This window comes from Mesorhizobium sp. LjNodule214, assembly GCF_964252735.1.
Lineage (GTDB): Bacteria > Pseudomonadota > Alphaproteobacteria > Rhizobiales > Rhizobiaceae > Mesorhizobium.
The window spans coordinates 1,703,221-1,716,769 of the sequence record NZ_CAXUPE020000001.1 but is presented as its reverse complement, the minus strand read 5'-3'; the positions used below and the strand labels follow the sequence as shown (position 1 = coordinate 1,716,769).

Sequence of the window (13,549 nt, the reverse complement as noted above, 5' to 3'; positions counted from 1 at the left end):
CGCGGTAGCGCGGGGCGCTCGGGTTTGCGTCGACTCTGACGCCACAGGCAAGCGTTTCACCAGTGCGGTCGACCCATGGAGGATCCGCAATGGATCACGGGCGGAGATCCAACTGGGCTTCCACGCCCCTCGGCCACTCTCCTGACCGAGCACACGCGACAATAGCTGTGTTGCTTCATGACGGCCGCAAACAGTCGGGCGCTGCCCCGCTGCCCTTCATTCCGATTTGCCTGGTGCTGTTTGGATTTGCGGCAATCGCACTCGTTCCGCCAGAAACGAAACCTCCCGTCACTCGCGTCCAACTCTCGCAGCCGAATGGCATCCCGATGGAGCCTGCTGCGGCGGCACAGAAGCGCGCCCTCGAGCGGGAGCGATCCTGGGTCGACGCGTTGAGGCGTGGTCTGAGCGCCGCTCGCATGGAATTCGAGGCAGCCCGCGCCCAGGCGCTTGCCTCGCAAGTCCTGGCAAAGGAGGAGCACGACCTGGCTGAACGCGAACGCGCAGCAAATGAACAGAGTTTCCTCACGCCACGTAAGGAAATCGATGCAATCAAGACCAGCAGCGCGCATAAGGAAAATCTGCCCCGCGAACTGGCGGCGGCCCGCCAGGAACTTGCTGCCGAGGCCGTTGCGGCGCGCGATACCGCGGAAGCGTCTCTGGCCGGGACAAGGCAGGCGCTTGACGAGGAGCGCCGGAAGGTCGGGCTCCTGGAGCGAGATATCGCGGAGGCCCGCCAGTCCATCGAAGTGCTGGAGGCAAGCGCGAAGCTGGCGGCGACAACGCAGGCCAGCGCCATCCAGGGCCGGCAGCTTGCCGAAGCGGCGCGCAATACCGCTGAGGCGTCTCTGGCCGGGACAAGGCAGGCGCTTGAAGAGGAGCGCCGGAAGGTCGGGCTCCTGGAGCGTGGTTTCGCCGAGGCCCGTCAGTCCAGCGAAGTGCTGGAGGCAAGCGCGAAGCTGGCAGCGACAACGCAGGCCGGCGCCATCCAGGGCCGGCAGCTTGCCGAAGCTGCTGCAAGGCAAGTTGGCGAGGCGCTCGCACGGGAACGCGAAAGAGCAAACTCGCTTGCCAGCGATCTTGAAACCGCTCGGCGGGAACGCGACGCGGCAAAGCGGGAATTGACGGCGTTCAAAGAGGCGTGGGAGCAGGAGCGCGAAAAGACCATTGGCCTGGCCCGCGACCTCGCTTCGGCACGCAAGGACATCGACGCCCTTGAGCGCTCGGCTGAGCGTCGCACCTCGCATGTCGAAAACGCAACAAAGGCACGCCCCATCGATCGCGCGAGAGCGCGCGCGTCTCAGCGCAGATCGTCGCCTAACTCGGGGCAGCAGGAAGTCGGCAGCGCGGAAGTGCGCAAGTCGCGAGCCGCTCGGCTGATGACGATCGTGCTGCCAGACGCGCTGCTTCCCACGCGGCCGCCGGCTGAGGGATTCCGCCAATGACAGCCGGGGAACGGAGGATTGCGATGCGCAAATATCTCGCAGCCGCTTTCTCGATTGCGATAGCGATCGAGCCTGCCATGGCCCTTGAGGCGGGAGTTGGCGCTCGGGCCGGAAATGTCGGGGTTGGCGCCAGTGTGGGCGTTGGCCAGAACGGGGCGTCAATCGGTGTTGGCGCGGACGTCGGTAGCGTAGGAGGAGCAGGCGCCGGAGCTTCGGTCGGAACTGGCAACGGCTCGGTCGGCGCAAGCGTTGGAGCCAGCGGCCAACTCGGCGGCGCGAGCGTTGGAGCGAGCGGCCAACTTAGCAGGGAAGACGCCTCGTCCGAAAGTAGCGCAGCAAGCGCCCCTCCAAGCGATAACCCCAGTGGCCCCGCCGCCACGGCGGCCGCGGCCGCGGCCGCAAGCGTACCAAAATCCATCGTCCTGCCACGCATCCTCTGGCCCTACGGGAGCGGTCGCTCATCGGCCGTGACGACAATTGAAGCGATACCGGGCACGCCGAGTGCAATGGTTCGCGCCTGCCGTGAGGCGATTGAGTTGGCCGCTATCCCGTTTGGTGTCGTGAATGTACGTGCGATGAGCGCAGGGTCCCTACGCCGTCTGAGCCGAGGCGCAGTCTCGGCCCCGATTGCAGTTCGCATACATTATGCAAGGCAAGGTGGCGCCGAGATCCGGCAGGCGCGAATCAGATGCCACCTCGACGCTGCAGGCAGAGTGATCAGGCTGACATAATGTTCGGCCTTGGATTCGCTCGCCCGGCGGATAGGATTGCGCGAACCCAAGCGCCAGGTTGGCGGATACGTTCACCCTCAGCACGGCCAAGGTAAGCCACCCTGCACCCGGACTGGCGCCATCGGATCGACAAGGTACGCGACCGGCTACCCTTGATTCCCAACGGTTTCCTGCGCTGAGACCGGGGGATGGCGTCGAGGCGTTACGCCATTGCGCGGGCGAAATTTGTCAGCGCGCGTCAGCTTCTTCTGCTCCAGACGCTTTTTCTCGTCCGCAGCGCCGATCTAAAACGGTGCCAGCCTTTCCGTCTCGCATTCGCCGGCCTCGCCAAGCGAAACGCCTTTGCTCGCATCGGCCGATTGGCGGATTTGATTTGCTTGGTGATCCCCTATTCCTAGGGCAAACTGCCTGCCGGGGCTGCAGGAGGAGAAATGAGAGCACGCGCAGCTACGGTCGGCGATCTCGAGGGTGTTTTCCGGGGTCTGTCCAAGCGGATCTCGGACGAGTATGTGGCGGCCGGCAAGGACAGCAAGGTTGCCTACGACAATCTGATGATGAATTTGAAGGAAGGCCGCGCCCATGCCCTTGTCGAGGGCGAAAAGACGGTGGCGATCATCGCCTGGCATGAGCATAGCGACGCGGCCGATACGCTGTTTGCCGCGCAGGAGGGTTTCTTCAGCGCCGCGACCATCCGCTTCTGCAAGCGGCACATTCGCCATATCCAGGCGCTCGCCGGCAACCTCCCCATTCGCTCGCGCAGCTGGCTGCAGAGAGCCGACGTCGCCAAATGGTTCCGGATCATCGGCTATGTCGAACGCGGCCAGGAGAATGGCGCTACGCTGTTCGAACTGCCACCGGCTCGCGGCGGGTAGCAATCGCAGCGCGTTGCAAACGCTGCTAGCCTAGCGGGCCTTGGTCGGGCCGGCAGTGGACGTTTGCCCTCGCACAGTAACGCCGCTTGCACCGCGCGGTTGACCGTCACCGGCAGGATCGACATGTGGTTTTCGCCGGCGTGCAATTCGAAGCTGGCAGCGAGCCCGGGGATGGCGTTTAGACGCTCGGCCATTGCGCGGGCGAATTCGTCGGTGCGGGTTACTTTCTTCTGCTCCAGGCGCTTTTGCTCGTCGGCGGCGCCGATCTGGAACGGCGCCAGTTTTTCGGTCTCGTATTCGCCGGCCGAGAGGGTGACTTGCGCGCTCAAGCCGTCCGGGACGGCGGTCTCGAATGCTTCGAGAAACCGGTCGATGGCGCGGTCTTCCCAGTAGATCGCCGGGCTCGCCGCAATCCAGGTGCGGAAGGCACGCGGGCGGGTGAACAGCGCATAGAGCGCGAACAGGCCACCGAAGGAGTGGCCGTAGAGCGCCTGCCTGTCGGCATCGATCCTAGCGCGGCTGGCTACGAACGACTTCAGCTCGTCCTCGATGAAGGCGAGGAATTGTTCCGCGCCGCCGGTCCGCACCTCGGGGCCGCCTTCGTGGAACGGCGGATAGGTCTTGCCCGGCGGCGGGCCAAGATCCCAGGAGCGCCGCAGCGGATCGTAGGCGCCGGCGACGGGATAGCCGATGGCGACGATGACGCCGTCTTCGACATTGGTGCCCGAGGGATAGCCTGATTGCGCGCGCACCGCATCGACGGCGGTGCCGATGACGGCGTTGCCGTCGGTCATGTAGAGGACCGGCCAGCCGGCCTCGGGGGCTTCACCGGGCGGCACATGCAGGAAGACCCGCCAGGGCTCGCCGCCCGTGGCGGGAACGAAATCGTGGACTGAGGTGTCGGCGATCAAGGCTGGCGTCGCGATCGACTGGAACATGGAGATCTCCCGAGGAGCAAAGAGTCAGCGGCGGCGCAGCAGCCACATCAGCACCGGGCCGCCGATCAGCGTGGCGACGAGGCCGGCCGGGATCTGGCGCGGGAAGATTGCGGTGCGTCCGATCCAGTCGGCGCAAACCATGATCAGGGCGCCTGCCAGCACCGCGCCGAGGGCCTGCGGCAGCGCGCGCGCCAGCCCAAGCCGGCGGGCGAGATGCGGCGCCATCAGGCCGATGAAAGTCAGTGGACCGACGATCAGGGTCGAGGCGGCGGTGAGTGCGGCGACCATCAGTAACACCAGCAGCCGCGTCTTGCGCAGGTCGATGCCAAGGCTCTGAACGGCCGGCGCGCCGAGCGGCAGCAGATCCAGCCAGCGGATGAAAACGGGCGCGACGAGGAACAGGCAAAGCGCGATGGCCGAGGTCAGCAAAGCTGAACCCACATCGACGCCATAGGTCGAGCCGGTCAGCCAGTTGAGCAGCAGCATGGCGCGCGGATCGCCCGTGGCGGTCAGCACCAGAACCAGCGCATCGAACAGCGCCGTCAGCGCGACGCCGGCCAAGAGCAGCCGCTCGGGCGCATAGGCGGCGCGGCGGCCGAGCGCCAGCGTAACCAGCAAGGCGGCGAAGGCGCCGGCGGTGGCGGCGGCGGTCTGGGCAGGGCGGCCGGGATCGGAGGCTAAAAACAGCGCCAGCACCATGCCAAGTGCTGCCCCGGCGCTGATACCGAGCACTTCGGGGCTGGCCATCGGATTGCCGGTCAGGCGCTGCATCATCAGCCCGGCCAGCGCCAGCATGGCACCGGCGGCGAGCGCTGCGGTGACGCGGGGCCAGCGCCATGACAGCAAGGGCTGCAGTTGATCGCCTATTGCAAAACTCCAGCCATGCGGCCCCGGCCCCAGCAGCAAGGCGAGCCCGACCAGTACAACCAAGGACAGGCCGAGCGCCGCCAGCACCAGGCCGGGCCGGCGGCTTCGGGGCAGATGCTCGGCGGTCAGCGCCGGGGCTTCGGAGGCGAGCGCAAGGCGTGGCAGCAGCCACAGCAGAAGCGGCGCGCCGAGAAGTGCTGTGATGGCGCCGGTCGGCAGCAGATCGCCCTGCGGCCCGGTCGCCAATTGTACGCCCTGATCGGCCGCCCAGAGCAGCACTGCGCCGAGAAACGGCGCCATGACCAGCCGCTGGCCGAGGCGGCGCGCACCGCCGATGCGGGCGAGTGTAGCGGCGGCCAGGCCGACGAAGCCGATGACGCCGACGGCGGCAACGACGAAAGCAATGAGCGCTACCGCAGCACCTAGCCCGGCGACACGGTAGACGCCGAGCGGCAGGCCAAGGTTGCGGGCGCCTTCGTCTTCAAGGCCGAGCAAAGTCAGCGGACGGACCATCAGGCCGATGGCGACGGCAGCGGCACCGAGGCGCGGCAGCAGCCAGAGTGTCGTCGTCCAGTCCTGCTGGCCGAGCGAGCCGGCGCCCCAGATGAACAGGCTGGCCAGCCATTCGTGGCGCAAGACGATGAGGGCAGCACCGATGGCGCCGGTATAGAGGCTGACGACCAGGCCGGCGAGCACGACGGAGAGCGGCGACAGGCGCTTGTGCCAGGACAGAGCGACAACCGCGACTATCGCGACGAAGGCGCCGGCCAGCGCCACCCATTCGCGACCGAAGGCGAGCAAGGACGGCGCGGCAAGCGTCGCCAGCGCCAGCGCCAGATGGGCGCCGGCCGAGACGCCGACCGTTTCCGGCGAGGCCAAAGGGTTGCGCAGTACCTGCTGCAGAACGGTTCCAGCGAGCCCGAGTGCCGCGCCACAGAGCAGGCTGACGGCCAGCCGGGGCAGGAAGGCATAGTGGACGAGCACCAGCCGCATATCCGCGACATCGGGCGTGCCGAGCGCATCGAGCCAGAGCGCCGGCGGCAATTGCACGGCAAGATTGGAGAGCGTGGCGGCGATCGCCGCGGCCGAGAGCACCACGCAGAGCAGGATGGCGCCGAGCGGCTGGCCGGCGGACAGGCGGCGCGGCCATGTCCCACTGGCGCGCGCGCCACCCAGGGCAGCAGCATCGTCAGTCATGCGAATTATCTCCGGTCATCGCCTTGGCCAGCACGCGCGCGAAGCGGGCCGCGGACGGCAGCGCGCCGAACATCAGCACGGCCGGCAGGCGCATGATCGAGCGGTTGCGCACGAAGGGCATGGCGTTCCAGACCGGGCTTTCGGTCAGCGTGCCGCCGGCGCCCTCGGGCAAGGGCTCCATATAGGCCAGCCGCGCATCGCTTGCCGTCGCGAGGCCGTCCAAACCGAGCGTGGCAAAGCCCCAATAGTTGGTGTCGCCCGTCCAGGCGTTGCGGATGCCGATGCGATCGAACACATCCTGGAACAGGCTCTGCCGGCCATAGACACGCACATTCCGCGGATCCATGAAGTTGACGATGTAGAGCGGCCGCGCCGACAACGGCGCAAGCTGCTGCCGGATCTCCAGGAAACCGGCCTCAGTCGCCGCAATCAGCGCTTCGCCTTCTTCCTCCTTGCCGACAAGCCGCGCCAGCTGCCGGGTCGCCTCGACGGCAAGCTGATAGGGTCGGCCCTCCTCGGTGTAGATGCCGATGGTCGTCACCGGCGCGACGCGCTCAAGCAGCGGCTTGATGCCATCCAGATAGGGGATGGCCAGGATGATATCCGGGCACAATTGCTGCAGGAATTCGAGGTTGGGCTCGAGCAGCGTGCCGACATCGGCAATCTCCGGCGCCAGCGGCGGCTCGACCACCCATTTCTCCCAGATTTCGCGGTCGGCAATGGCGACCGGCCTGACGCCGAGCATCAGCAAGGTCTCGGTCAGCCCGGCGTCCAGTGAGACGATGCGCAAGGGGCGCGGCGCGGCGGAAAGCGAGCCCGCGAAGGGCAGCAGGAAAAGCCCGAGCGCGCCGCGCCGGGTCATGCTGCCGCACCTGGCCGCCCGCCTGTCATTCTCCGGCACGATCCTGCTCTCCCTCTGCGCCGCGATCCTACAAACCCGGCTTGCAGCCGCCGGTGCCAAGCTGACTATTAAACCTGATTTTCATAGTCAACATTTAAGATGACCAAACCGGCCAACAATCTTCGCGACGTGGAATCGCGCGACGCTCTCGCGGTACGCCCCGAGCGGGTTGCGCAACGATCGCCGCGCATGGCATCTGTCGCTGACCACCGGGAAGAACACCCACCAACGCATGGCACGGCCGCCCAACATCGCCCGCCGACCACCTCCTGCCGGGGTCAGCCTTTGCCGCGCGCTGTCAAAGCTGGGGCTGTGCTCGCGCAAGCAGGCCGAGGTGCTGGTTGCCGAGGGGCGGGTGCGGGTCGGCGGCAAAGTGGTGCGCAACGGATCGCTGCGCGTCGATCCCGGCCGCGACCGCATCACCGTCGACGGCGAGCGCGTCGTTGCCGAGCGCAAGGTCTATCTGATGGTCAACAAGCCGCGCGGCCTGGTCACCACGCGCGACGATCCCGAGGATCGCGGCACCGTCTATGACTGCCTGGCGGGGCTCGACCTGCCCTTCGTGTCGCCGGTCGGCCGCCTCGACAAGGCCAGCGAAGGCCTTCTGTTGATGACCAACGACACGCATTGGGGAAATGGCCTGCTCGATCCCGCCTCGCATGTCGCCAAGACCTATCACGTGCAGATCGGCACGCAGCCAGACGAGGCGATGCTGGCGCGGTTTCGCGAAGGCGCGGTCGTCGACGACGAGCTGCTGACGGCCGGCTCGATCGAGATGCTGCGCAGCGGCGGCCGCACGGCATGGCTGGAAATCGTGCTCGACGAGGGCCGCAACCGCCAGATCCGTAGGCTGCTCGGCGCCTTCGATGTCGAGGTGCTGCGGCTGGTGCGGGTGGCGATCGGACACTTGCAACTCGGCGATCTCGCCAAGGGCAAGGCGCGGCACCTCACTCCCGAGGAACGGGCGATGCTAGCGAACTGAGCTACGGGCACGCGGCTGCCGTCAGCCTGCTATTTCTGGTTCCACTTGCGGATCACCGGCTCGGTCAGGTCGTGCTCGTAACCGAGCGTGCTGAGGCTTGCGGTGTCCAGCACCAGCAAGGCGCCGTCCTGCGGCGGCAGGCCGAGCCAGCGCGCCGTAAGCACCCGCAGGAAATGCGCGCTCGAAAACACCAGCACGTTGCCGCCGACCGCGCGTAGCCCGCCGAGGATCCGGTCGGCCCTGGCGCCGACATCCGCTGCCATCTCGCCGCCCGGACAGCCGTCGCGAAACACGTTCCAACCGGGTCGTGCGGCAAGGATCTGTTTGGTGGTCAGCCCCTCATAGGCGCCATAGTCCCATTCCTGCAGATCGTCTTTCTTGACGCCGGTCGCGCCGAAGCCGGCCAGAGTGCAGGTGTTGTAGGCCCGCTGCGAGGGGCTCGACCAGACTGCCTGGAACGACAGGCCCTTGAGGCGCTCCGCCACGCCGCGTGCGGCGGCTTCACCCGCTGCCGTCAAGGGTATGTTGGTGCGGCCTGTGTGCTTGCCCGACGCGCTCCATTCCGTCTCGCCGTGGCGAACCAGGTAGATTTCGGGAAACGCGCTGCTCATTCACGGACCTTTCGCCATGGCGGGTTGAGATCAACCTATGCGCCGGCCGGCGAAAAGAACAGGCCGCAGCCGGTGACCGGCTGCGGCCTGCAGAGTCTGGGCCTTGAAGGATCAGGCGGGCTGCAGGCCCGGCAGCGAGAGATCGGCCTCTTCCGGCAGATCGCCTGCCATCGCGGCGGCGAACTTGCTCTGGTCGAGTTCGCCTTCCCAGCGCGCCACGACGATCGTCGCCACCGCGTTGCCGACGAAGTTGGTCAGCGCCCGGCACTCCGACATGAAACGGTCGACACCGAGGATCAGCGCCATGCCGGCGACCGGCACCGAAGGCACGACCGAGAGCGTCGCGGCCAGCGTGATGAAGCCGGCGCCGGTGATGCCGGCAGCACCCTTGGAGCTCAGCATGGCGACGAGCAAGAGCAGGATCTGGTCGCCAAAGGTGAGCGGCGTGTCGGTCGCCTGGGCAATGAACAGGGCGGCCAGCGTCATATAGATATTGGTGCCGTCGAGATTGAAGGAATAGCCGGTCGGGACGACCAGGCCGACCACCGAGCGGTTGCAGCCGGCGCGCTCCATCTTGGCCATCAGACCGGGAAGTGCCGCTTCCGAGGACGAGGTGCCGAGAACGAGCAGCAGCTCTTCCTTGATGTAGCGGATCAGCGCCAGGATCGAGAAGCCGTTGTAGCGGGCAACGGCGCCGAGCACCACAATCACGAAGAGGAAAGCAGTCAGATAGAAGGTGCCGATCAGCATGGCGAGGTTGGCGATCGAGGCGATGCCGTATTTGCCGACGGTGAAGGCCATGGCGCCGAAGGCACCGATGGGCGCGGCCTTCATCAGGATGGCGACGAGGCGGAAGATCGGCGTGGTCAGCGCCTGCAGGAAATCGACCACCGGGCGGCCGCGATCGCCGACCAAGGCGAGAGAAACGCCGAACAGCACCGAGAAGAACAGCACCTGCAGGATATCGCCCTTGGCGAAAGCGCCGGTGATGGTGTCGGGGATGATGTTCATCAGGAAGCCGACGATGGTCGTGTCATGCGCCTTCTCGGTGAAGGTCGTCACCTTGGTGGCGTCGAGTGTCGCCGGATTGATGTGCATGCCGGCGCCGGGCTGGACGACGTTGGAGACGACGAGGCCGACGACGAGCGCCAGCGTAGAGAAGAACAGGAAATAGATCATCGCCTTGCCGGCGACGCGGCCGACCTTCTGCAGATCGGAAACGCCGGCGATGCCGGTCGCGACCGTCAGGAAGATCACCGGCGCGATCACCATCTTGACCAGCTTGATGAAGGCGTCGCCGAGCGGCTTCAGCGACGCGCCTAATTCGGGATAGAAATGGCCGAGCAGGATGCCGGCGGCGATTGCGGTAAGCACCTGCACGTAGAGATGCCGGTAAAAGGGAACTTTGCCGCGCGGTTCGGCGGCAGCGAATGCTGTCTGCATGACGTCCTCCATTGCGCCCCGATCGAAAGCTCGACCTCCCGGGGCAGTTTGACCTCCAACAGCCTCGCGGCTGCTGCAATGGTGTTTGCAACAGGCGTGCCAGTTTCTGCTTGTGAGCTCTTCCGTTTGATTTTGTTTAATATTTTGTGTCCGATCGATGCATCGCCATATCGCGACGTGCGGCCATCCGCATAAGTCGAATTGTGCTTTGTGCGAAATCATGCACAGATAGGCCATGCTGCAACGCCCCGCCGCTGCCCCAGCTCAAGTCCTGTCTTCGTCGCCCGAGCAACTCGGCAAGCGGGCGCGCCGTGCCTGGCTGCTGTTCGCGGCGGTGGCACTCGCGATCACCGCGGCGGCTCTTTACGGCGCCGGCCTCTATGGCCGCAGCACCGAAATCCAGGCACTGGCGGCGCAAGGGCGCACCGACGCCAATCTGAAGGTCGCGTTGCTGCGCGCGGTGCTGGAAAACCCGCGCGCGCTGCCGCTGCTGCTGTCGGAAGACCAGCAGGTGCGTGACGCGCTGACCGAGCGGAGCCCGGCGACGATCGACGTTTTGAACCGCAAGCTCGAAGGGCTGGTCTCGGGCACCAAGGCTTCGGTGCTCTACGTCACCGGCACTGACGGCCTGGCCATCGCCTCCAGCAACTGGCGCGAGCCGACAAGCTTCGTCGGCAACGACTATCGCTTCCGCGCCTATTTCTCCGGTGCGATGCAGACCGGAACCGCTGAGTATTTCGCGCTCGGCAATGTCAGCAAGCGTCCAGGCCTCTACATTTCGCGCCGCGTCGGCAGCGCCGCGGCACCGCTCGGCGTCGTCGTCGTCAAGATGGAATTCGACCAGCTCGAGGCCGACTGGCACGAGGCAAACCGCCCGGCCTATGTCAGCGACGAACATGGCGTCGTGCTGATCACCAGCGTGCCGTCCTGGCGTTTCATGACAACCGCGCCGCTTGGCCAACCCGTGCTTGGCGAAATCCGCAACAGCCAGCAGTTCGGCGACGCGCCGCTGGTGCGGTTGCCGATCAACCGGCCGCAAGCCTTGAGCGACGACGTCGCGCTCGTCCATGCCATCACGCCGGGCGGCAGCGAAGCTGAATATCTCAGGCTCTCGACCCCGATCGCATCGACGCCGTGGCGACTCGACTATCTCGTTCCGGCGGAGGCGCCGATTGCTGCGGCTCAGCGCGAAATGCGGCTTCTGGCACTCGGCATTATCGGTCCACTCATTGGCCTCGCCGCCTACCTGTTGTGGCGACGGCAGTCAGCCCAGATGCGGATCGCCGCCGAACAGGCGGCACGCATCGAGCTCGAACGCCGCGTCGTCGAACGCACCGAGGATCTGAGCCGCGCCCGCGACCGGCTGCAGGCCGAGATCACCGGGCATCGCAGCACAGAAGCGAAGCTGCAGGTGGTGCAGCAAGAGCTGGTGCAGGCGAACCGGCTGGCCATCCTCGGCCAGGTCGCGGCCGGCGTCGCGCACGAGATCAACCAGCCGGTCGCCACGATCCGCGCCTATGCCGACAATGCCCGCGTCTTCCTCGACAGGAAGCAGACCGTACCGGCCGAAGAGAATCTCGGCGCCATCGCCGCACTCACGGAACGCATCGGCACCATCACCGAGGAGTTGAAAGCCTTTGCCCGCAAGGGCCGCACTGCGGCCGAGCCTGTCGAATTGCGCGGCGTCATCGAAGGTGCGGTGGTGCTGCTTCGAAGCCGCTTTGCCGGCCGGCTCGACGCGCTTGATATCGCGCCACCACCACCGGGCCTCAAGGTGAAGGGCAACCGGATCCGGCTCGAACAGGTGCTGATCAACCTGTTCCAGAATGCGCTGGAGGCGCTTGACGGCCGCGAGAACGCCAGGGTCGAGGTGTCGGCCGAGGAGACGGCTGACGGCGTGACCGTTAATGTGTCGGACAACGGGCCGGGCATTCCGCCCGAAATCCTCAAGTCGCTGTTCACGCCGTTCAACACTTCGAAGGAAAAAGGCCTCGGGCTCGGCCTCGTCATCTCGAAGGACATCGTCGCCGACTATGGCGGACGCATCGAGGTTGCGAGCGACGACCGCGGCACCCGTTTCACCATCCATCTTGCGAAAGCAGCATGACCAGCAACGATCCCGCACCGGTCGTCCTGATCGATGACGATGTCGATCTCCTGAAGGCCACAAGGCAGACGCTGGAGCTGGCCGGGTTTTCGGTATCGGCCTTTAGGGCGGCGGCCGATGCGCTGGCCGAGCTCGACGCCGGTTTTAGCGGCGTCGTGGTGTCCGACATCAGGATGCCGGAGATCGACGGCCTGCAGCTTTTTGACCGCATCCTAGAATTGGACCCGGACATTCCGGTGATCCTGATCACCGGACACGGCGACATCGCCATGGCCGTCAAGGCGATCAGGGACGGTGTCTATGACTTCATCACCAAGCCTTTTGCCGCCGACCGGCTGGCGCAAAGTGTGTGGCGCGCGGCGGAAAAGCGCCGGCTGGTGATGGAGAACCGAGCCTTGCGCGAGGCGGCCGAGCAGGCGCAGGACGGCCTGCCGCTGATCGGCCAGACGCCGGCTATGGAAAGGCTGCGCCGCACGCTCAGGCAAATCGCCGACACCGATGTCGACGTGCTGGTGACCGGCGAAACCGGTTCCGGCAAGGAGGTGGTGGCCAGTCTGCTGCATAGCTGGAGTCGCCGCGCCAAGGGCAATTTCGTCGCGCTGAATTGCGGCACGCTGCCGGAGACCGTGATCGAGAGCGAATTGTTCGGCCACGAGGCGGGCGCCTTCACCGGCGCGCAGAAGAAGCGGATCGGCCGCATCGAGCATGCCAGCGGCGGCACGCTGTTCCTCGACGAGATCGAAAGCATGTCGCCGTCGACGCAGGTGCAGATGCTCAGGGTGCTGGAAATGCGCGAAGTGACGCCACTCGGCACCAATGAGGTGCGGCCGGTCGACCTGCGCGTCGTCGCCGCCGCCAAGGTCGATCTCGGCGATCCCAGCCAGCGCGGCGCCTTTCGCGAAGACCTCTACTATCGCCTCAACGTGGTGACGATCTCGATCCCGCCGCTGCGCGAGCGCCGCGACGATATTCTTCTCCTGTTCGGCTACTTCGCCGAGCGTGCGGCCACGCGGTTCCGGCGTTCGGTGCCGGCGGTGCCGGCCGCAGTCCAGCGCCATCTCAGGGAGCACGACTGGCCGGGCAATGTCCGGGAACTGGCGCATTTTGCCGAACGCTTCGTGCTTGGTCTGGAGGAAGGCAGCAGGGCTCAGGCCGCCGCGCCTGTGGATCTGGACGACGCCATGCCGTTGCCGGAGCGGCTGGAGCGCTACGAGGCCGACATCATCCGCGAGACGCTTGGCCGCAATGACGGCGATGTCAGGCGCACGATCGAGGCGCTGGGGATTCCGCGCAAGACCTTCTACGACAAGTTGCAGCGGCACGGCATCGTGCGCAGCGATTTCTCCAAATAGATCAAGCCTGTGGAACCAGATCGCCCATCTGACCGTTGAGCTTGGCTGGCAAACCGTGGCACGTTGGCACCAGAGGGCGGCGAACATATCGCCGCGGTGGCGTTGC

At 66.2% G+C, this 13,549-nt stretch carries 11 protein-coding genes; 6 read left to right on the top strand and 5 right to left on the bottom strand.

The window, feature by feature from the left end:
- Positions 1–326 precede the first annotated feature (326 nt).
- The gene (locus ACSQ3Z_RS08210; RefSeq protein ID WP_436170801.1) at positions 327–1,442 is read left to right on the top strand and encodes a hypothetical protein; all 1,116 of its coding nucleotides are present in this window, start codon (positions 327–329) and stop codon (positions 1,440–1,442) included.
- 1,162 nt (positions 1,443–2,604) lie between these two features.
- Entirely contained in the window at positions 2,605–3,045 is a 441-nt protein-coding gene (locus tag ACSQ3Z_RS08205) for a hypothetical protein (RefSeq protein ID WP_120018438.1), read from the top strand.
- Here the strand turns inward: ACSQ3Z_RS08205 and ACSQ3Z_RS08200 are convergent.
- From ACSQ3Z_RS08200 to ACSQ3Z_RS08190, 3 genes are read right to left on the bottom strand one after another with little or no spacing between them, the layout of a single operon-like run.
- Positions 2,979–3,983, bottom strand: a complete 1,005-nt coding sequence (locus tag ACSQ3Z_RS08200; RefSeq protein ID WP_436170800.1) for an alpha/beta hydrolase — start codon at positions 3,981–3,983, stop codon at positions 2,979–2,981. The genes ACSQ3Z_RS08205 and ACSQ3Z_RS08200 overlap by 67 nt on opposite strands.
- A gap of 24 nt (positions 3,984–4,007) precedes the next feature.
- A complete protein-coding gene (gene fhuB, locus ACSQ3Z_RS08195; RefSeq protein ID WP_436170799.1) occupies positions 4,008–6,047 on the bottom strand; it encodes a Fe(3+)-hydroxamate ABC transporter permease FhuB in 2,040 nt (679 codons plus the stop codon).
- Positions 6,040–6,909 carry an ABC transporter substrate-binding protein gene (locus ACSQ3Z_RS08190; RefSeq protein WP_436170798.1) on the bottom strand — a complete coding sequence of 290 codons (870 nt, stop codon included), beginning with the start codon at positions 6,907–6,909 and terminating at the stop codon, positions 6,040–6,042. The genes fhuB and ACSQ3Z_RS08190 overlap by 8 nt, the downstream gene beginning before the upstream one ends.
- On the opposite strand from ACSQ3Z_RS08190, the gene ACSQ3Z_RS08185 reads away from it, so the two are divergent.
- Together ACSQ3Z_RS08185 and ACSQ3Z_RS08180 are read left to right on the top strand one after the other, a co-directional pair.
- A complete protein-coding gene (locus tag ACSQ3Z_RS08185; protein WP_436170797.1) occupies positions 6,908–7,051 on the top strand; it encodes a hypothetical protein in 144 nt (47 codons plus the stop codon). The two genes, ACSQ3Z_RS08190 and ACSQ3Z_RS08185, sit on opposite strands and share 2 nt — an antisense overlap.
- Positions 7,052–7,180: 129 nt before the next feature.
- Positions 7,181–7,930 (top strand): pseudouridine synthase, encoded by a 750-nt coding sequence (locus ACSQ3Z_RS08180; RefSeq protein WP_436171868.1) that lies wholly within the window; start codon positions 7,181–7,183, stop codon positions 7,928–7,930.
- Positions 7,931–7,959: 29 nt separating this feature from the next.
- On the opposite strand, the gene ACSQ3Z_RS08175 is transcribed toward ACSQ3Z_RS08180, so the two are convergent.
- Both ACSQ3Z_RS08175 and ACSQ3Z_RS08170 read right to left on the bottom strand, forming a co-directional pair.
- A complete protein-coding gene (locus ACSQ3Z_RS08175; protein ID WP_436170796.1) occupies positions 7,960–8,541 on the bottom strand; it encodes a histidine phosphatase family protein in 582 nt (193 codons plus the stop codon).
- Between the two features lie 111 nt (positions 8,542–8,652).
- Positions 8,653–9,984: a dicarboxylate/amino acid:cation symporter gene (locus tag ACSQ3Z_RS08170; RefSeq protein ID WP_436170795.1), complete on the bottom strand. Its 1,332-nt coding sequence runs from the start codon at positions 9,982–9,984 to the stop codon at positions 8,653–8,655.
- 235 nt (positions 9,985–10,219) lie between these two features.
- Between ACSQ3Z_RS08170 and ACSQ3Z_RS08165 the strand changes: the two genes are divergently transcribed.
- Together ACSQ3Z_RS08165 and ACSQ3Z_RS08160 are read left to right on the top strand one after the other, a co-directional pair.
- Positions 10,220–12,091: a sensor histidine kinase gene (locus ACSQ3Z_RS08165; protein ID WP_436170794.1), complete on the top strand. Its 1,872-nt coding sequence runs from the start codon at positions 10,220–10,222 to the stop codon at positions 12,089–12,091.
- Complete coding sequence (locus ACSQ3Z_RS08160; RefSeq protein ID WP_436170793.1) at positions 12,088–13,443, top strand: sigma-54-dependent transcriptional regulator; 1,356 nt, start codon at positions 12,088–12,090, stop codon at positions 13,441–13,443. The genes ACSQ3Z_RS08165 and ACSQ3Z_RS08160 overlap by 4 nt, the downstream gene beginning before the upstream one ends.
- Positions 13,444–13,549 lie beyond the last annotated feature (106 nt).